We start from the raw sequence: 18,323 nt of genomic DNA on the forward strand, positions 1-18,323 counted from the left end.
GTCGGCGCTGCACAACGCGGTGCCGCCGGCGTCCAGCACCCCCGGTGCACAGCGCGTACGGCAGGAGCCCGTGACATGGCAGAGCGCAAGGCGATCGAATCCTGGCTGACCGACATGGACGGCGTCCTCATCCACGAGGGCACGCCGATCCCGGGGGCCGACGCCTTCATCACACGGCTGCGGGATTCCGGGAAGCCGTTCCTGGTCCTCACCAACAACTCCATCTACACCGCCCGCGACCTGCACGCCCGGCTGAAGCGCATGGGCCTCGACGTGCCCGTGGAGAACATCTGGACCAGCGCCCTGGCGACCGCCCGGTTCCTGGACGACCAGCGGCCGGGCGGCACCGCGTACGTCATCGGTGAGGCGGGCATGACCACCGCGCTGCACGACATCGGCTACGTGCTCACCGACCACGACCCCGACTACGTCGTGCTCGGTGAGACGCGGACGTACAGCTTCGAGGCGCTGACCAAAGCGATCCGGCTGATCAACGCGGGGGCCCGGTTCATCTGCACCAACCCGGACGAGACCGGCCCGTCCGCCGAAGGGCCGCTGCCCGCCACCGGCTCGGTCGCCGCGCTGATCACCAAGGCCACCGGCAAGGCGCCGTACTTCGCGGGCAAGCCCAACCCGCTGATGATGCGCACCGGGCTGAACGCCATCGGGGCCCACTCCGAGACGTCCGCGATGATCGGCGACCGGATGGACACCGACGTGCTGGCCGGCCTCGAAGCGGGGATGCAGACGTTCCTCGTCCTCACCGGCCTCACCACGACCGCGGACATAGACCGTTACCCCTTCCGGCCGTCCACCGTCGTCGACTCGATCGCCGACCTGGTGGAGCTGGTGGACATGCCCGCGGAGTGACTTCCGCCGCCGCCCCGGGGCGGCGGCACGGGTGATCCGGCGGGGCGCGTGGTCCGGCCGTGGTACGTGGTCCGGGCGGGTGAGCGGGCGGGGCTTTTGGAACGCGCTCCGGCGGCCGGCCTCACCCGGCCGGTCTACAGCGGATGCGAAACGCCCACGCGCGCGTGAACCTTCGGGCAGGAGGTTTACGATGCGCTCACTGTCCCTCACTTTCTGTGCCGCCACTGCGGCGGCCGCGGCGATGTCCCTCTCCGCGTGCGCCGCGCAGGCCCACCCCCAGCATCCGAACGGACCCGGGGGCTCGGGGACGGTCACCGTCACCCCGTCCCGTGCCGCCCCGGGCGGGGAGGTGGAACTCTGGACCGACGCCTGCGGCAAGGCCACATCGGCCAGGGGGACCTCCGAGGCGTTCTCGTCCGAAGCGCGGTTCACCGAGGCCGGGAAGAAGGGCCTCCACGCCACGGCCCGCATCCGCCCCGGCACGGCCCCCGACACCTATGACATCCGGGTGACCTGCGAGGGCGGCCACGGGCGGGCCACCGGAACCGTCACCGTCGTCCACCGCACCCACCCCTCGCCCGCCGCCCCCGTCCGGGCCGGCGGCGGCGGCACCGCGACACTCGCCGCCCGGCAGGCGGCCACCGGGCAGGACGGCTCCACGGTCCCGTACGCGGTGGCCGGTACGGCGCTGGGAGCGGTCGCCGTCGGGGCCTTCGCGCTGCGCGGGGCGCGCCGCCGCCGGGTACGCGGCTGACATGGCGGCCGAGGACCGCCCGGCCGGGTCCGGACGGCTGCTGACCGGTATCGCGTGGGCGGTGCTGCTGCTCGGCCTGTGGCTGTGGGGCAGGGAGGCCACCGGCGGCAGTTCGGCCCCCACGACCGGGGACGTCGCCGCGGTGGGCCGGCCCCTGGGGGCCCCGCTGCCCCCGGCACACGAACCGATCGACGGCGCGGTGCCGCGGAGGGTGGAGATCCCCTCGCTGGAGATCGCCGCACCCGTCGTCCCGCGGGGACTGGACGCGGCCGGCGCAATCGAACCACCGTCGTACGGGACCCCCGGCACCGTCGGCTGGTACGGCGACGGCACCGAACCCGGGGCCGAGGGCGCCGCGCTCCTCGTCGGCCATGTCGACACCGAGACCGACCCCGCGGTGTTCTACGACCTCAGCACGGTCCGGCCGGGTGAGAAGGTCCGGATCGGCCGGGACGACGGCACGGTGGCCGAGTTCACCGTCGACGACGTCCAGGTCTTCACCCGGGAACGCTTCGACGCGCGGAAGGCGTACGGCCCGCACGAGGACGGGCGCGCCGAACTCCGGCTGATCACCTGCGGCGGTACGTACGACCCCGAAGCGCGCGCCTACACGGCCAATGTGGTGGTCTCGGCCTATCTGACCGGCCGGAGCGGCGCCCCCGGAGGCGATGCCTGACCCGGTGGCCGCTCCCGGGAACACGCAGAAGGCCCCCTCACGCTCGGTGAGGGGGCCTTCTGGTGCGTGCGCCGCCAGGGACTCGAACCCCGGACCCGCTGATTAAGAGTCAGCTGCTCTAACCAACTGAGCTAGCGGCGCCTGCTGACCTGGAGAACTTTACCCGACGGGCGGGGGTGCTCCCGACCAATTCCGTTCCCCCTGCCTGTCGGATGGTCGTTTTTTACCTTTTGTCAGTCAACATGAGTTTCGTTGTGAAAGTTGAGGCGCGAAAGATCTCGACGACGGCCGAGGGAAGGGGAGCCGCATGGCGATGCCGGCCTTCGAGGAGTACGAACCCGCCGTGGACTGCGGCTGCGCGGGGTGTGCCGGACAACGCCGTACGGCCGCCGTACAGCCCGCACGGTGCCCCGGGCACCGGCACCGGGCCACGCGCGGGGCGGGGCGGGCACTGCTGCTGGTCACCACGGCGGGGGTGGTGCTCTCCTGCGGGGCCGCCCAGGCCGCCGTGGCCGCCGCTGGCAGCCGGATCCCCCGGGCGGACACCGCCGCCGGCCCGCGGCCGGACACCCCGCAGGGGCCGGCCGGGCCGCTCGTCGGCGGCGGGCTCCCGGGGACACCGGCGCCGGGAGCCCCCGCGGGGACGACCACCAGGGCCGCCGTCATCGACCGGGCCAAGAAGTGGGTGGCCGCCGAGGTGCCGTACGACATGACGGCGTACTGGTCGGACGGGTACCGGCAGGACTGCTCCGGCTTCGTGTCGATGGCCTGGGGGCTGGGGAGCAACGAGTGGACCGGCAGCCTCGCCTCCTTCGGGACGAAGATCGCCCGGGCCGACCTGCAGCCCGGGGACATCCTGCTCTTCCACAACCTCGCCGACCCGGGCGCCGGGTCCCATGTCACGGTCTTCGGCGGCTGGACGGACAGCACGCACCGCCACTACCTCGCGTACGAACAGGTCCGGCCGCACACCCGCCGGGCGACGACGCCGATGGCGTACTGGACCGACTCCTCGAAGTACGTGGCGTACCGCTACAAGGGACTGACCGGACAGGCGGACGGCAGCGGGACGGGTACGGAGTTCCCGGGAGCGGGGCGGTTCGGGCCCGGCGCCGACAACGCGTACGTCACCCGGCTCGGGGAGCTGCTGATCGCGCAGGGCGGCCGGCGTTTCTACGGGGTCGGGGCGGGACCGCTATGGACGGACGCCGACCGGCGGGCGACCCAGGCGTTCCAGCGGGCCCAGGGATGGAGGGGCGAGGAGGCCGACGGCACCCCCGGCCCGGACACCTGGGAACTGCTGCTGGCGGGCACCGGCCGGAAGATCCCCGCGGCGACGGACGCGGGCGCGGACGGCACCGCCGGTCCGGCCTTTCCGGGACGCGGCTGTTTCCGGCCGGGCCGAAGCGACAGCCGGATCCAGCTCCTCGGCGCCCAGTTGGTGAAGAAGGGCTACGGCAAGCACTACGCCTCGGGCCCCGGCCCCCGCTGGACGGAGGCCGACCGCCGCAACGTCGAAGCCTTCCAGCGGGCCCAGGGATGGCGCGGGAGCGAGGCCGACGGTTACCCGGGTCCGGAGACCTGGCGACGGCTCTTCACCTGACCGGCCGGGAGAGGCGGGGCGAGCGGCGCAGCACGGACGGAACAGGCAGGACAGGCAGGACGACAGGCAGCACAGGCAGGCGGACCAGGACGGAGGCGGGAATGCGGTACGCGGAGAACGAGCGGGACGAGACGTACGCACAGGGGGGAACGGACGCACAGGGCGCGGCCCCCGCGCGGGACACGGGGGCAGCGCCGCCCCCGGCCCCGGGCGCGGGCCGGCCCGGCTGGGAGGAGCGTGAGCCGCCTGCCTGGCGGGACACCGCCACCGTCCACGAGGCCGCCCCGGCCCACGGGCGTACAGGGTGTCCGGCGCCGGAGCGGAAGGACGGCCCGGAGGGGGCGGGCAGCCCGGGGGAGGGGGGAAGCGGTCCCGGGGAGGGTGGTCCGGAGTGGGGCGGCCCCGGAGAAGGCGGTCCGGAGGAGGCTGACCGCCCCGCCGGACCGGCGGGATCCGCGCCGTCCGCGCCATCGGTGGCCGCAGTGGGCCCGGCCGTCGCCCCGCCGCCCTCGGCCGCCGCGGACCCGGTGCCCATGACGGACGCGGCGGGTACGGCGGACGCGGCGGATGCAGCGGATACGGCGGATACGGCGGACGTGGTGGAGGCGGCCGGCCGGCCGGGATCTTCCGGAGCGGCGGAGCGGGGCGGGCCTCAGACCGGGACGGCCGGACCGGCCGTGGGCCGGGAAGCGCCCGTCACCCTCCCGGCACCCGCCGGAGAGAGAGGGGCGGACCCGGAGGAAGCACCGGTGGAGGTGCCCGCCGACCTCGGTCCCGCCCTCGACGCGGTGGCCGGCGTCGGGCGCGGTGCGCGGTCCGAGGGGATGACACCGCTGGTCACCCTGGTGGGTTCCGGTGCCCACACGCCCGGCACCGGCCACCGTGCGGCGGCTTTCGGCGGTGGCGGGCAGGGCAGGACCACCGCGACCGGCCCTGTGACGGCCGGCACCGCGTTCGCCGCCATGTCCGCGTCCACGTCCGGGCCCGCGTCCACATCCGGGCCCGTGTCCGTCTCCGCGTCCGCGCCCAAGTCCACGTCCGGGCCCTCGCCCGTCTCCGCACCCGAGCCCCCGTCCGGGCCCGCACCCGCGCCCGCCGGCGGGACCGGAGCCGCGACGGCCGGGGCCCCGGCCGCGGCCCGTTTCGGTGGTGGCACCGGCGACCGGCCCGGCCCGGCGGTACGGCCCCCGGTGCCGCGCACTCCGCAGGGCCCGCGCACCCACCGGCCCGGTACACAGGCGCAGACGCGGCCACCGGCCCATGGGCCCGGCCGCGCCGTCGGCCGGGAGGCCCCCGCGCCCGACGCCCGGCTCACCGAGAGGCCCGGACCCGTGCTCCCCGGCTGGGCCGCCCTGCTCGCCGGGACGGCCGCGGTGGGCGGCGGCCTCGCCCTGCTCGCCCTGCACGGGGTGCTGCCCACCGCGGTGAGCGGCCGGCTGGGGCTCGTACGCCCTTACGAGCCGCTGGGCACCGGATCCTGGGCGCTGCTCGGGCTGCTCGTCGCCGTGGCGGTGTTCGCGTTCGGGGGCGTCGGGCGCGTCCGGGCCGGTCACGCCTCGGTGCTGACGCTCTTCGGGGACTACCGGGGCAGCGTCCGGCGTACCGGCCTGATCTGGGCCTCGCCGCTCCTGCGGCGCCGGCGCGTCGACGTACGGCTGCGGCACTGGCGCAGCGAGCCGCTGCCCGCCGTCGACGCGGAGGGCACGGCGCTGCGCGTGGTGGTGCTGGTGGTCTGGAGGGTCGCCGACACCGCGCGGGCGGCGCTCGGCGTCGCCGACCACGAGCAGTACCTGCGTGACCAGGTCGAGGCGGCGCTGGCGCGGGTACTGTCCCAACTGCCCGCCGACGCCTTCCTGGAGGAGGCCCGCACCCTGCGGGACGCGGAGGCGGTGGGTGACGCGCTGACCCGGATGCTGAAGGCGGACTGCGAACCGGCCGGCATCGAGGTGTACTCCACGCAGCCGACCGGCATCGAGTACGCCCCGGAGGTCGCGGCGGCCATGCAGCGGCGCCGGGTGACGGCGATCGACGCCAGACACCGCGACAGCGTCCTCACCTCCGTGGTCGACGCCGTGGACGAAACCGTCGGCCGGCTGACGGCGCGCGGCATCGTCGAGCTGGACGACTACGAACACAAGGCGCTGGTCAGGGACTTGACGGTGGCTTTCTACACCGGGCGCGGCAACGGCGGGGGCGCGTGAAGAACAGGTGTGCACGGAGTGGGTGCGTTGAAACATCACCCATATTGGTCTGGACATGTTCATGCGCTGTCAATAATCTGAACTTGGTCTAGACCGCACGACTCTTGCGCGCAGCAGAGCCCCCGGAACATCCCCCACGTTCTCTAGGAGCGACAAACCATGCGGAAAAGGGCAAGCGCGGCTGTTGTGGGCCTCGCCATCGCAGGCGTCTCCATGTTCGCCACCGGCAGCGCCAGCAGCCACGGCTACACCGACTCCCCGATCAGCCGTCAGAAGCTGTGCGCCAACGGCACCGTGAGCGGCTGCGGAGCCATCCAGTGGGAGCCGCAGAGCGTCGAGGGCCCCAAGGGCTTCCCGGCGGCGGGACCGGCCGACGGCAAGATCTGCGCCGGCGGGAACAGCGGCTTCGCCGCGCTCGACGACCCCCGCGGTGGCAACTGGCCCGCCACGCAGGTCACCGGCGGCCAGGGCTACAGCTTCCGCTGGCAGTTCACCGCCCGCCACGCCACCAGCGACTTCCGCTACTACATCACCAAGAACGGCTGGGACTCCACCAAGCCGCTGACCAGGGCGGCCCTGGAGTCGCAGCCGTTCATGACGGTGCCCTACGGCAACCAGCAGCCCCCTTCGACGCTGGTCCACCAGGGCTCCATGCCCACCCAGAAGTCCGGTAAGCACGTCATCCTGGCCGTCTGGAACGTCGCCGACACCCCCAACGCGTTCTACGCGTGCTCGGACGTGAAGTTCTCCTGACCGAGGCCCCCCGGTGCGCGTAGCCGCCGCGCGCCATGTGAGAGCCGGCCCGCCCGCCGTCCGGTGCCCCCGGACCGGGCGGGCCGTTCCCGTCCCCGCCCTCACACGCACAAGGCGAAAGGCGGCCTCCGGTTACGGAGACCGCCTTTCGCGTGTCTGTGCGCCGCCAGGGACTCGAACCCCGGACCCGCTGATTAAGAGTCAGCTGCTCTAACCAACTGAGCTAGCGGCGCCTGCTGACTCGAAAATAATACCTGGTTCCCGGGGGTGCTGATGACACGTGTCCCACCGGCCCCGCCGGATCGCGGCAGGGGACAGGAAAGCCCAGGTCAGAGCGCCATCGACAGCAGGAGCGGCGCGGCCCGGCGGTTCAGTGTCGCCGCCGCCGAGCGCAGCCGGTGCGCGTCCTCGATCGGCAGGGAGAGCGCCAGGCAGCCCGCCGACGACCCGGCCGTCAGCGGGACCGCCGCGCAGACCGTGCCCACCGCGTACTCCTGGATGTCGAGCACCGGGACCGTCGCCGGCTGGCTGTCCAGCTTCGAGAAGAGCACCTTCTCGCTGGTGATCGTCCGCGAGGTGAGCCGGGCCGTCCGGTGCCGGGAGAGATGGTCCCGCCGGCCGTTCTGGTCGAGCTGGGTGAGCAGGCACTTGCCGATCGCGCTGGCGTGCGCCGCGGCGCGGAAGTCCACCCACTCGTTCACGGCGGGGGTACGCGGGCCGTCGGCCACCTGCGTGATGCGGACCTCTCCGTCGACGTACCGGCTGACGTAGACCGCCGCGCCGACCGAGTCCCGCAGCTGCGTGAGCGTCCGCTGGAGGCGTGCCTCCATCGCCTTGCGGCGGGTGGCCCCGGACCCGAGCTCGGCGAAGGCGGACCCGGCGACATAGGCGCCGTCGGCGACCTGCTCGACGTACCCCTCACGGCGCAGGGTCAGCAGGAGGGGCGCGAGATGCCCGACGGGGAGCCCCGTCTCGCGGGAGAGCCGCTCCTCGGTCACACCGTCACCGTGCGTGGACACGGACTCCAGTACGCGCAGGGCGTACTGCACCGAGTGGAACGGCGCCTTCGGCTCGGGCTTCAACGCCACGGTTTCCCCCTACCAGGTTGTGACCGCCAGCTTTTCTTCCACCATAGCGGTCAAACCACCCTCCCGGAGGGGGTGTTGAGGAGACGCCCGGCGCGCCCCGGGGACATGTCCCGGGGCGCATCCGTTTGGCATATGCCAAAGACGCGGGCGTTCCGCTACGGCCGAGGTCACAGCACCGCGTTGAGGAACTCGCGCGTACGTGCGTGCTCCGGGGCGGTGAAGATCTTCTCCGGCGAACCGGACTCCACCACGCGGCCCGCGTCGAACATCAGGACCTTCTCCGAGACGTCACGGGCGAAATTCATCTCGTGGGTCACGCAGACCATCGTGATGTCGGTGCTCCTCGCGATGTCGCCGAGGAGGTCCAGCACACCGGCCACCAGCTCCGGGTCCAGCGCCGAGGTGACCTCGTCGAGCAGCAGGATCTCCGGGCGCATCGCGAGCGCGCGGGCGATCGCCACCCGCTGCTGCTGTCCTCCGGAGAGCTGTGAGGGGTGGGCGTCGACCTTCCCGGAGAGCCCGACCAGGTCGAGCAGTTCGCGGGCGCGCGCCTCCGCCTCGTCGCGGTCCATGCCCAGGACGTTGACCGGCGCCTCGGTGATGTTCTGGAGCACCTTCATGTTCGGGAAGAGGTTGAACTGCTGGAAGACCATCCCGATCTTCCGCCGGGCCCTGCGGAGTTCCTTCTCGCCGGCCGGCTTCAGCGAGCCGTCCGGCCTGCGCACGTGCGACAGCGGTGAGCCGTCCACCCAGATGACGCCGCCGCTGACCTTCTCCAGCGTCATCAGCAGCCGCAGGATCGTGGTCTTGCCCGAGCCGCTCGGCCCGATCAGCGTCACGTGCTCACCGCGGCGTACGGTGAAGTCCAGTTCGTCCAGGACCACATGGCTGCCGTACCGCTTGACGACCTTGTCGAAGCGGATGAGCGGTTCCACGCCGGTGTCCTCGGCCGGCGGGGCCGCGTCCGCGGGCTCCTTCAGGGGGGCGGAGTCAGTGGCCAAGACGCTTCTCCAGCTTTCTCATCAGCAGTGAGGTGGGGTAGCTCGCGATCAGGAAGACCAGTCCCGCGAGCGTGAACGCCTCGGTGTACGCGAAGTGGTCGGCCCCGTACTTCCGGGCCTCGAAGACCATCTCCTGCACCGTGATCACGGCGAGGAAGGGCGTCTCCTTGAACATCGAGATCGCGTAGTTGCCGAGGGCGGGCAGCACGTTGCGTACGGCCTGCGGCAGGATCACCGCCTGCCAGGTCCGGCGGGGCGGCAGCGAGAGCGCCCGGCATGCCTCCCACTGGCCCTTGGGCACACCGTCGATCCCGGCGCGGTAGACCTCGGAGGTGTACGTGGCGTAGTGGACGCCGAGCACCACGATGCCGATCGTCAGCGGTTCCACCGAGGTGAACAGCGCGGCGGCGCCCACCAGCTGGACCAGCAGCGGGGTGGCGCGGACGAACTCCATCACCGCCTTGACGGGCACCGTCACGAAGCGGGACGGGGCGCGTCCGGCCACCGCGATGGCCAGCCCGAGCACCGCGGCGACCAGCGTGCCCAGCACGGTGGCGAGCAGGGTGACCCGGAATCCTTCGAGCAGCAGGGGAAGGGCGTCCTGGACGGCCTCCCAGTCGAACGACCGGCTCACCGCGCACCTCCGGTCGTGGCGGCGGCCTCCGCCGTACGGGTCCTGAGCAGACTGCCCGCCCCGGTGTGCAGGCCGAGCCGGCGCTTGGCGGACCGTTCCAGCAGGTTCATCAGCAGGGTCAGCGCATAGGCGAGTACGAAGTAGACGGCCAGCAGCAGCAGATAGGCGGTGAGGGTCTCACCGGTCCGGCTGCGCACGTGCTCGACGGCGGTCATCAGGTCGGCCGCCGAGATCAGCCACAGCAGCGGCGTGCACTTCAGCAGCTGGATCAGCAGGTTGGTGAAGGACGGGATCATCTGCACCCAGGCCTGCGGCAGGATCACCTTCCGCATGCGGTGGAAGGGCGTCATGTTCAGCGCGACGGCGGCCTCGTACTGGGCGCGGGGCACGGAGTTGACCGCTCCGCGCACGATCTCGGACCCGTACGCCCCGTAGTTCAGGCCGAAGGCGACCACCCCGCACAGGAGCGGGGTGAGTTCGTAGCCGGTCAGCTGGGGCATCGCGTAGTAGAGCCAGAACAGCTGGATGTAGAGCGAGGTGCCGCGGAAGAACTCCACGACCGTCCGGGAGACCCCGCGTACCAGGAGCAGCTTGCTGCCCGCCATCAGACCGAAGGTGAAGGACAGCAGCAGTGCCAGCAGCGAGCCGAGGACGGTCGCCTCGATCGTCACCCACAAGCCCGCCCTGACCTGGGGAAACTCATCGAGGAGTGTGGAGAGGAAGTCATTCATACGTGAGGGCTCCGCCCTGTCAGCCCTTGCACAGGTCGGCGGTCTTCAGCGTGGCCGGAGGGATCTCCGTGGCGCCGAAGCCGTACTCCTGGAGCAGGCCCACATAGCGGGAGCGGTCCGAGACGATCTTCTTGAGCTCGCGGTTGAAGGAGTCCCGCAGGTCCTCGTTGCCCTGGCGGAACACCGCGCCGCCCGGGGAGAACTGCTGCTTGCCGTCCAGTTCGGGTACGAACGCCTCGGTGACCTCGGTCTCCGGGTTGGTCTTCGCCAGCCAGCGCAGCGAGATACCGGTGAGCAGGAAGGCGTCGATACGGCCGCCCTTGACGGCGTCCGCGCCGTCCTGCGGCTTCTGCACCGTCTTGATCTTCGACTCCGGTATGCCGGCGCCCTCGGCGTAGGAGCCCTCGACCGCGCCGGACATCACGCCGATCGTCACCCCGGCGGCTTTCGCCGAGGCCAGGTCGGTGAGCTCCTCCGGGTTGCCCTTCCGCACCATCAGGGCGGTGGGGGAGATGAACTCCGGTTCGGAGAAGAGGGCGTTGGCGCAGCGCTCCGGGGTGATCGCCATGCCCGCGCTGACCACGTCGTACTTCCCGGCCTGGAGGCCGGGGATCAGGCCGTCCCACTCGGAGAGCGTGGGCTTCAGTTCGTCCACGCCGAGCGCCTTGAAGATCTCCCGGTGCAGCGTGGGCGCCTCGCCCTTGAGCTCCTCGCCCTCCATGTAGCCGTACGGCGCCTCGTTGGCGTACGCGACCCGCACGAATCCCTGCTTGCGGAGCTTGTCCAGCGCGCCCTCGCCGTCGGCGGCACCGGCGTCGGCCTTGCTGCACGCGGAGAGGAGGCCGGGGACGACGAGCAGTCCGCCCACGGCCGCCGACCGGTTGATGAAACCTCTGCGGGACAGGTTCGGGAAGTCAGCCATGGTCAGCAATCTCCTGGGAGGTTCGAACAGTCCGGACAAGGTGAGCGCCTGCCCGATCCAGGGGGTCTATTCAGACGGCGCCTGCATGTAATCGAACGGTGGCCGGAGGGTGACCTTCCCGTGTCCGGTCGCGGGCGGAGGGCGACGGACGGTGTGCGGGGCGTATTCCCCGTGTGGTGTTGGTTCATGACTGCCTGTTATGTCGCGTTGTCCCACGGAAGGGCGATAGCCGGGCGTATGTCCCGGCGGCGGTGCCCGGTGACCGAGGGGTGCCGCGCGGGCGCCCTGCGTGCCCGAGGCGGCGGAGGGCGTCCGACGGGGGAATACTTGGTCCAGGCGGGGGCAACAGGGACAAAGCGCGCGGAAGTGCGCGGTGGGACATCCGGACGACACCGGAAGGATGGACATGACGACCGTAGGACTTCTCTATCCGGGCCACGCGGCGGAGGACGACTTCCCGCGGATCGAGGTGATGCTCGACAGCGACATCAGGCTGCCCCTGTTCCACACCGGCGTCGAGGGTGACTCCCGGGGCGTCGAGGCCCTGCTCGCGGCGGGCGAGCCCGAACGCCTGGCCGCCGGGGTCGAGGAGCTGCGGCTGGCCGGGGCCGAGGCGCTCGTGTGGGCCACCACCGGCGGCAGCTCCGTACGCGGCTGGGAGGGCGCCCAGGAGCAGATCGCCGGCCTCGCGCGCACGGCCGGGCTGCCGGCCTCCAGCGCCTCCTTCGCCTTCGCGCACGCCGTGGGCGAACTCGGCGCGAGCCGCGTCTGCGTCGCCGCCACCTACCCCGAGGACCTCGCCGGGCTCTTCGCGGACTTCCTCCGGCGGGCGGGCGTCGAGGTGACCGCCGTCCGGGGCGCCGGGGTCGTCGACGCGTCCGAGGCGGCGGCATGGGACGTGGAGCGGATCAAGGAGCTGGCCGTGGCCGGCGACCACCCCGACGCCGAGGTCCTCCTGCTCCCCGACAACGCCCTGCACACGGCCGCGCACATCCCCGAGCTGGAGGAGCTGCTGGGCAAGCCGGTCCTCACGGCGAACCAGGTCGCGGTCTGGGAGGGGCTCCGGCTCGCCGACCGGCGGGTCTGGGCGCCGCCTCTGGGCACCCTCTTCGCGACCCGTGAGCCGCCGCCGGGCATGGTCGAGCACGGCGGGATCGAGGTGCGTGAGTGAGCGCCGCGTGACCGGGGCCCCGCCCGTCCCCGGTCCGCCGGGCGGGCCCCTGAGGGCCGGCCGGTGCGGGTGCCGGGAATAAGCGGAGTCGTCCTCCTGTTGCATCTCCTCGGTAACCAGACGCGCACGCACCACCGGAGAGGCCCGACACGTGGACGAGAACCGAGGCGAGACGAAGCGAGGCGGCGGGATCCGCGGCACCGCGCACGGGACGGCTTCCGTACCCCTGTCCGTGCTGGACCTGGTCACCGTCGGAGCGGGCCGGACCGCGAGCCAGGCCCTGCGTACCAGCGTGGACATCGCCAGGCTCGCCGAGAACCGGGGCTTCCACCGCTTCTGGGTCGCCGAGCACCACTCCATGCCCGGCGTGGCCTCCTCCTCGCCCGCCGTCATCCTGGCGCACCTGGCCGCCCACACCGAACGCATCCGGCTCGGTTCCGGCGGGGTCATGCTGCCCAACCACGCCCCTCTGGTGATCGCCGAGCAGTTCGGCACCCTGGAGGCGATGGCCCCGGGCCGCGTCGACCTGGGCCTGGGCCGCGCGCCCGGCACCGACGGCGCCACCGCCGCGGCCCTGCGGCGCACCGACCGGCTGAACGAAGGCGCGGACGACTTCCCGCAGCAGCTGGCCGAGCTGATCCGCTTCCTGGACGACGACTTCCCCGACGGGCACCCCTACGCCCGTATCCACGCCGTGCCCGGACCCGTGCAGGCGACCTCTCCCGGCGGTGTCCAGTCGGCGCACCGGCCGCCCGTCTGGCTGCTGGGCTCCTCCGGTTTCAGCGCCCGGCTGGCCGGAATGCTCGGCCTGCCCTTCGCCTTCGCCCACCACTTCTCCGCCCGGAACACCGTCCCGGCGCTGGAGCTGTACCGGGAGTCCTTCGAGCCGTCCGCCGTCCTCGACGCCCCGTACGCCCTGATCGGGGTGTCCGCGCTGGCCGCCGACGACGCCCGCGAGGCACGCCGCCAGGTGCTGACCGGCGCCCTGTCGATGGTCCGGCTGCGCACCGGCCGCCCCGGCCTGGTGCCCACCCCCGAGGAGGCGGAGGCGTACGACTTCAGCCCCATGGAGCGCGACTTCGTCGACAGCTGGCTCGCCGACATCGTCCACGGCACGGCGGACGAGGTACGCGCCGGGCTGGACGCGCTGGCCGGGCGCACCGGCGCCGACGAGCTGATGATCACCGCGAACGCGCACGGCGGCGAAGCCCGGCTGCGGTCCTACGAGCTGATCGCGGACGCGTACGGCCTGCCCGCCGGCCCGGCTCTCGGCTGAAGCCGGCGGGGGCTCGCGGGAACCCGCGGACCGGCCGCGGGCGGCGCTCCCGCCCGCGGTCCGGTACCGGGCGGCGTGCCGCTCGCCGTGCGGCACCGGGTGGTGCCCGCGGTCCGGTACCCGACCGGCTCAGGTCTCCCGCGGGGGTGAGCCGATCAGTTCGGCGATCCGTTCCGGGGCCACCGCCCGCGAGTAGAGCCAGCCCTGCCCGGTGTCGCAGCCGATCCGCCGCAGCCGCTCCGCCTGGACGGTGGTCTCCACGCACTCCGCGGTGACCGTCAGCCCCAGGCGGTGCGCCAGCTGCACCATCGCCTCGACGATCGCCTCGTCGGCGGGGGAGGCGTGCGGGCCGCCGCCCTCCCGGCGGAACCCCCGGACGAACGAACCGTCCAGCTTCAGCACGGAGACCGGCAGCCGGCTGAGATAGGCGAGGTTGGAGTACCCGGTGCCGAAGTCGTCGATCGCGATCCGGACACCCATGTCGCTGAGCTCCTGGAGCACCCGCAGCGGCCGGCCCGCCGAGCCGGTCACCGCGGACTCGGTCAGCTCCAGCTGGAGCAGACCGGGCGCGAGACCGGTCTCGGCCAGCACCTCCGCCACCTCGGCGACCAGATCGCAGTCCAGGAGCTGGCGTACCGCGACATTGACGCTGATGAACAGCGGTGTCTCCGCCGGGTGTTCCAGCTGCCAGCGGCGCGCCTGGCGGCACGCCGCCCGCAGGACCCACCGCCCCAGCTGGACGATCGTGCCGTCCTCCTCGGCGATCGGGACGAACCGGTGCGGCGGCAGCATCCCGAACCGGGGGTGGTTCCACCGGACCAGCGCCTCCACGCCCCGCACGACCTCGTCCGTCATGCCCACCAGCGGCTGGTACTCCAGGGTGAACTCGCCGCGCTCCACGGCGGAGCGCAGAGTGGCCGAGAGCGCCTGACGGGTCATCCGGTGCGCGTTGCGCTCCGCGTCGAAGAGCGTCCACCGGCCCCGGCCGTCCGCCTTCGCCCAGTACAGGGTGGTGTCCGCGGCCTGCATCAGGGCGGTCGCGGAGACGTCCTCCGTACTCCGCTCCACCACCCCGATCGACGCGGACACCGAGAGCCGCTGGCCGCCCACGTCGAAGGGCCGCTCCAGCGCGCCGAGCACCGAACCGGCGAGCTCGGTGAGCTGGTGCGGCCCCGACGAGTCCTCCACCAGGACCGCGAACTCGTCCCCGCCGAGCCGGGCCACCAGATACCCGCCGGGCCGGTGCTGCCCGGCCGCCTCCGCGCAGTCCGTCAGCCGGGCGGCGACAGCGGCCAGCAGCCGGTCGCCGGCATGGTGGCCCAGCGTGTCGTTGACCGCCCTGAACCCGTCGAGGTCCAGGTAGCACAGGCCGATCCGGCCCCGCCGGGGCCCCGCACCGCTCCGGGACGAGGCGTCCTCCAGGGCGGTCGAGAGCCGTTCGAAGAAGAGGGTGCGGTTGGGCAGCCGGGTCACCGGGTCGTGCATCCGCAGATGCCGCAGCCGGAGCTGGAGTTCGTGCCGGTCGCTGATGTCCTCGACGGACAGCAGCGCACGGCCCGCGCCGTCCGGCGGACCGGCCGTCGGCACGAGCGTGACCTCCGCCCACAGCGACCGGCCGTCCGGGTGCTTCAGCGGCCGGGTGCAGCGCAGCCGCGCCCGGGTGCCGCCCAGGACCTCCTCGTACGCCTGCCGGCTGCGCGGATCCCCGGCCAGGTCCAGCAGTCCGGCCGCCGGCCGGCCCGGCAGGGACGCGGGGTCGGTGCCGAGCAGGGAGGCCAGCGCGTCGTTGGCGCGGACGACGACGCCCCGGCGGTCGACCACGGCCATGGGGAGCGCGGCGGCCCGGAACGCGGCACGGTAGTCGCGTAGCTCCCGGGGCCCCTCGCCCTCACCGTCGGTGACCGTCGGCGGCCGGGCGAGAGGCGGTCCCCCCGGCCTGGACGCCGGTCCTTCGAAAGTTCCGCTCACCGCTCGCTCCCGCTGTGCCGATCGTCGTGAAACAGAAGTGGCCGGCCTGGGCGGGAAGAGGTCGGGGCGTTGCACCGCAGGCGGAAACCACGCAGGAAAGCGAGGTGAAGCATAGAGGGTGGCGACTCGCGTGTACCAGCGTGTCCCTCGTTTCGGACGCGGGGCACACGGTGTGTCCCGCGCATGGCCCAGCCGCCGGGCGCGCCCGGGCGCCGCGTCCGGTTCATCCGGTATTGATGAGATCCGCAGTCCTCCTGGCCGGACATGAGGGCGAGGTGACCGACGGTCACCTTCCGTGATCGTGGTGTGCGTGTGGGCCATCCGGCCCCCTGACCCGTGTGGGGCAGCACAACGAGGCGTACGGCATCCGACCGGCACAGGGTGAGTGGATCGGGATCCCGCAGCCGCCACCGGAGGTATACGTGCCGCGTCAGCACAGACACGGGGGGACGGAGGGATTCAGTCTGCGCAGCGCGGCGGCCGCGCTCACCTCGCTCCTGGCGCTCGCCGCCACCGGCCTCGTCGCCGGACCCGTCGCCGCCGCGACCCGGGACGCGACCCCCTGCGCACTGCCCCGCACCGACGCCCACCACTCGCTGGGCCTCGACACCTGGAACGATGCCTACCCGCGCCCCGAGCGGAACCTGGAAGCCGTCATGGTCTTCCTCTCCTTCCCCGACTCCGAACCGTTGCTCCCCCCGGACGTGCTGGCGGCGGACCACTTCCCCGCCACCGCGCGCTTCTTCGAGCACGCCTCGTACGGCGCGTTCACCCTGCGCGCCCACCCGCAGCGGCAGTGGGTGAGGATGCCCCGCCCCTCCACCTGGTACGGGATACAGCGGGACTGGGCGTCCGAGCGGCGCAGCGCCTACTTCCGTGACGCCGTCGAGGCCGTCGACGACCGGGTCGACTTCTCCGCGTACGACATCGTCTACCTCGTCGCCGACCCGGACGCGCCCGGAGTCGACTCCGACGCCACCAAGGTCGTCAACTTCGACCGGCCGCTCACCGCCGACGGTACGGACATCCGGCGCGTGGTCACCGTCTTCGAGGAGCACCCGCCGGACCGCAACGTCCTGGCGCACGAGACCGGCCACGTCTTCGACCTGGCCGACCTCTACCACCGGCCGGAGGACGGCAAGGGCGACTGGGACACCTACGTCGGCGACTGGGACGTCATGGGCAGCCAGTTCGGGCTCGCCCCCGACCTGTTCGGCTGGCACAAGTGGAAGCTGGGCTGGCTCGGCGGGGACGAGATCGTCTGCGTCCAGGGCGGCGCCGACCTCACCCTGGTCCCGATGGCCGAGGTACCCCCGCCCGGCGCCTCCAAGGGGACCAGGCTCGCGGTCATCAGGACCGGCCCGGACAGCGCCCTGGCCGTCGAGGCCCGCAGCGCCGTCGGCAACGACCGGACCACCTGCACCGAGGGGATCCTGATCTACCGGATCCACAACGGGACGCCCTCCGGCGGCGGCCCCGTGGAGGTGCTCGACACCCACCCGCACTCCGAGGCGTGCCGGGACCGCTCCGTCTACCCGCCGCTCGCGGACGCCCCCCTCGGGGAGGGCGAGCGGTACACCGTGCCCGGCGGGCACGTACGCATCGAGGTCGCCGGCCGGACGGCCTCCGGCGCCTGGACCGTGCGGATCACCACCGGGGCGGACGAGGGCGACGCCTGAGCCGCACCTCCCGGACTCGCGGGGCGCACGCGCTCATGGGGACGCGCTCATGGGGGCGCACGAAGAAGCCCCCTCACTCGCGTGAGGGGGCTTCTTCCGTCTGTGCGCCGCCAGGGACTCGAACCCCGGACCCGCTGATTAAGAGTCAGCTGCTCTAACCAACTGAGCTAGCGGCGCCTGCTGACGTCGTAGACATTAGCACCCGGATCGGCGGGAGGAAAAATCGAATGTCCGGTGGTCGCCGGGGCCGCCGCCCTGCCCGCCCGCACACAGGCCCAGAGCAGTACGTCCGGGCCGGGGAGCCAGGGAGCGCGGGTGTCCGGGGCGACCAGCCAGCGCGGCTCGTCCCCCGCTCCGGGGCGGGGGGCCAGGGGCGGCACCGTGACCGCGTCCCCCGTGCCGTGGCAGAGCAGCGCGGGGAGGGCGGCGGTGCGGGGGACGACCCGGGCGGGGGTGTCCGGGGAGGCGTCCCGGACGGCGGCGGCGCCTTTTGTGGTGGCGGCGGAGACGCGGCCGGCACCTCCCGTGGTCCCCCACTCCTCCCAGGCCAGCAGGGTCGGCAGGCGCTGGGCCGTCCCGGGGGCGGCGAAGAGCAGCACCCGTCCGCGGTGCGAGGCGGCCGGGCCGGAGCCCGGCCCCTCCGACCACAGCTGTTCCAGCACCCGCCGGCCGAAGAGGGCGGGCAGGTTCACCACGTCGAAGGACGAACCGCACGGCAGCACACCGGGGACCGAAGGGTGTGCCTCCCACCGCGCGAGCGTGCTCCGGGGGTGCGCCGAGGCGCCCGCGAGCCAGGCCGCGCCGGCCGCGGTGACCTGGGCCGCCCGGTCCCGGCCGCCGTCCCGCAACAGAGCGAGGAGGTCGACGCCGTGGTGCGGGGCGGCACCGGTGTGCAGGGTCGTTTCGTCCTTCAGCCATGCGCTCATGACGACAGGTCTACCGGCGGTTACGGCGCCGTACCGTAAGAGTTACCGAAAGGGGGACGCGGCGGGCCGG

The 18,323-nt window shown here is 73.0% G+C and carries 16 protein-coding genes and 3 tRNA genes; 9 read left to right on the forward strand and 10 right to left on the reverse strand.

All coding sequences use genetic code 11. The features are described from left to right. Positions 1-75 precede the first annotated feature (75 nt). The 3 genes from CP967_RS21960 (at position 76) to CP967_RS21970 (ending at position 2,300) form a co-directional block, all read left to right on the forward strand. A complete protein-coding gene (locus tag CP967_RS21960) occupies positions 76-870 on the forward strand; it encodes an HAD-IIA family hydrolase (RefSeq protein ID WP_150489613.1) in 795 nt (264 codons plus the stop codon). Positions 871-1,060: 190 nt separating this feature from the next. Continuing rightward, positions 1,061-1,624, forward strand: coding sequence for a hypothetical protein (locus tag CP967_RS21965; protein WP_150489614.1), 564 nt, complete (start codon positions 1,061-1,063; stop codon positions 1,622-1,624). Between the two features lies 1 nt (position 1,625). Then, the gene (locus CP967_RS21970) at positions 1,626-2,300 is read left to right on the forward strand and encodes a class F sortase (RefSeq protein WP_150489615.1); all 675 of its coding nucleotides are present in this window, start codon (positions 1,626-1,628) and stop codon (positions 2,298-2,300) included. Between the two features lie 67 nt (positions 2,301-2,367). Here the strand turns inward: CP967_RS21970 and CP967_RS21975 are convergent. Beyond that, positions 2,368-2,441 (reverse strand) — tRNA-Lys (locus CP967_RS21975). Between the two features lie 166 nt (positions 2,442-2,607). On the opposite strand from CP967_RS21975, the gene CP967_RS21980 reads away from it, so the two are divergent. The 3 genes from CP967_RS21980 (at position 2,608) to CP967_RS21990 (ending at position 6,857) form a co-directional block, all read left to right on the forward strand. Further along, a complete protein-coding gene (locus CP967_RS21980; RefSeq protein ID WP_150489616.1) occupies positions 2,608-3,903 on the forward strand; it encodes a peptidoglycan-binding protein in 1,296 nt (431 codons plus the stop codon). A 749-nt stretch (positions 3,904-4,652) separates the two neighbouring features. Next, the gene (locus CP967_RS21985; RefSeq protein WP_373300358.1) at positions 4,653-6,104 is read left to right on the forward strand and encodes an SPFH domain-containing protein; all 1,452 of its coding nucleotides are present in this window, start codon (positions 4,653-4,655) and stop codon (positions 6,102-6,104) included. Positions 6,105-6,263: 159 nt separating this feature from the next. Next, the gene (locus CP967_RS21990) at positions 6,264-6,857 is read left to right on the forward strand and encodes a lytic polysaccharide monooxygenase auxiliary activity family 9 protein (RefSeq protein ID WP_150489618.1); all 594 of its coding nucleotides are present in this window, start codon (positions 6,264-6,266) and stop codon (positions 6,855-6,857) included. Between the two features lie 159 nt (positions 6,858-7,016). Here the strand turns inward: CP967_RS21990 and CP967_RS21995 are convergent. The 6 genes from CP967_RS21995 to ehuB form a co-directional block, all read right to left on the reverse strand. Beyond that, positions 7,017-7,090 (reverse strand) — tRNA-Lys (locus CP967_RS21995). Positions 7,091-7,186: 96 nt separating this feature from the next. After that, positions 7,187-7,945 carry an IclR family transcriptional regulator gene (locus CP967_RS22000; protein ID WP_150489619.1) on the reverse strand — a complete coding sequence of 253 codons (759 nt, stop codon included), beginning with the start codon at positions 7,943-7,945 and terminating at the stop codon, positions 7,187-7,189. Between the two features lie 167 nt (positions 7,946-8,112). Then, a complete protein-coding gene (ehuA, locus tag CP967_RS22005) occupies positions 8,113-8,946 on the reverse strand; it encodes an ectoine/hydroxyectoine ABC transporter ATP-binding protein EhuA (protein WP_150489620.1) in 834 nt (277 codons plus the stop codon). Further along, positions 8,936-9,580: an ectoine/hydroxyectoine ABC transporter permease subunit EhuD gene (ehuD, locus tag CP967_RS22010; RefSeq protein WP_150489621.1), complete on the reverse strand. Its 645-nt coding sequence runs from the start codon at positions 9,578-9,580 to the stop codon at positions 8,936-8,938. Before ehuD ends, ehuA begins: the two co-directional genes overlap by 11 nt. Beyond that, a complete protein-coding gene (ehuC, locus tag CP967_RS22015; protein WP_150489622.1) occupies positions 9,577-10,311 on the reverse strand; it encodes an ectoine/hydroxyectoine ABC transporter permease subunit EhuC in 735 nt (244 codons plus the stop codon). Before ehuC ends, ehuD begins: the two co-directional genes overlap by 4 nt. A 19-nt stretch (positions 10,312-10,330) precedes the next feature. Then, positions 10,331-11,233 (reverse strand): ectoine/hydroxyectoine ABC transporter substrate-binding protein EhuB, encoded by a 903-nt coding sequence (ehuB, locus tag CP967_RS22020; protein ID WP_150489623.1) that lies wholly within the window; start codon positions 11,231-11,233, stop codon positions 10,331-10,333. 406 nt (positions 11,234-11,639) lie between these two features. Here ehuB and CP967_RS22025 point away from each other — a divergent pair, with 406 nt between their 5' ends. Further along, positions 11,640-12,404 carry a maleate cis-trans isomerase family protein gene (locus CP967_RS22025; RefSeq protein ID WP_150489624.1) on the forward strand — a complete coding sequence of 255 codons (765 nt, stop codon included), beginning with the start codon at positions 11,640-11,642 and terminating at the stop codon, positions 12,402-12,404. A gap of 151 nt (positions 12,405-12,555) precedes the next feature. After that, complete coding sequence (locus CP967_RS22030; RefSeq protein ID WP_150489625.1) at positions 12,556-13,680, forward strand: LLM class flavin-dependent oxidoreductase; 1,125 nt, start codon at positions 12,556-12,558, stop codon at positions 13,678-13,680. A gap of 129 nt (positions 13,681-13,809) precedes the next feature. Here the strand turns inward: CP967_RS22030 and CP967_RS22035 are convergent, their stop codons facing one another. Next, positions 13,810-15,648 (reverse strand): putative bifunctional diguanylate cyclase/phosphodiesterase, encoded by a 1,839-nt coding sequence (locus CP967_RS22035; RefSeq protein WP_150489626.1) that lies wholly within the window; start codon positions 15,646-15,648, stop codon positions 13,810-13,812. Positions 15,649-16,070: 422 nt separating this feature from the next. On the opposite strand from CP967_RS22035, the gene CP967_RS22040 reads away from it, so the two are divergent. Next, a complete protein-coding gene (locus CP967_RS22040; protein ID WP_150489627.1) occupies positions 16,071-17,327 on the forward strand; it encodes a M6 family metalloprotease domain-containing protein in 1,257 nt (418 codons plus the stop codon). A gap of 103 nt (positions 17,328-17,430) precedes the next feature. Here the strand turns inward: CP967_RS22040 and CP967_RS22045 are convergent. After that, positions 17,431-17,504, reverse strand: a tRNA-Lys gene (locus tag CP967_RS22045). Continuing rightward, positions 17,495-18,253 (reverse strand): hypothetical protein, encoded by a 759-nt coding sequence (locus CP967_RS22050; RefSeq protein WP_150489628.1) that lies wholly within the window; start codon positions 18,251-18,253, stop codon positions 17,495-17,497. Before CP967_RS22050 ends, CP967_RS22045 begins: the two co-directional genes overlap by 10 nt. Positions 18,254-18,323: the final 70 nt, after the last annotated feature.

Origin of the sequence: Streptomyces nitrosporeus, assembly GCF_008704555.1 — a bacterium.
Taxonomy (GTDB): domain Bacteria; phylum Actinomycetota; class Actinomycetes; order Streptomycetales; family Streptomycetaceae; genus Streptomyces; species Streptomyces nitrosporeus.

Bases quoted from the DNA above. Each gene is read 5' to 3' on its own strand.
- CP967_RS21960 (WP_150489613.1), top strand. From the start codon at position 76: ATGGCAGAGCGCAAGGCGATCGAATCCTGGCTGACCGACATGGACGGC.
- CP967_RS21965 (WP_150489614.1), top strand. From the start codon at position 1,061: ATGCGCTCACTGTCCCTCACTTTCTGTGCCGCCACTGCGGCGGCCGCG.
- CP967_RS21970 (WP_150489615.1), top strand. From the start codon at position 1,626: ATGGCGGCCGAGGACCGCCCGGCCGGGTCCGGACGGCTGCTGACCGGT.
- CP967_RS21980 (WP_150489616.1), top strand. From the start codon at position 2,608: ATGGCGATGCCGGCCTTCGAGGAGTACGAACCCGCCGTGGACTGCGGC.
- CP967_RS21990 (WP_150489618.1), top strand. From the start codon at position 6,264: ATGCGGAAAAGGGCAAGCGCGGCTGTTGTGGGCCTCGCCATCGCAGGC.
- ehuC (WP_150489622.1), bottom strand. From the start codon at position 10,311: ATGAATGACTTCCTCTCCACACTCCTCGATGAGTTTCCCCAGGTCAGG.
- ehuB (WP_150489623.1), bottom strand. From the start codon at position 11,233: ATGGCTGACTTCCCGAACCTGTCCCGCAGAGGTTTCATCAACCGGTCG.
- CP967_RS22025 (WP_150489624.1), top strand. From the start codon at position 11,640: ATGACGACCGTAGGACTTCTCTATCCGGGCCACGCGGCGGAGGACGAC.
- CP967_RS22050 (WP_150489628.1), bottom strand. From the start codon at position 18,253: ATGAGCGCATGGCTGAAGGACGAAACGACCCTGCACACCGGTGCCGCC.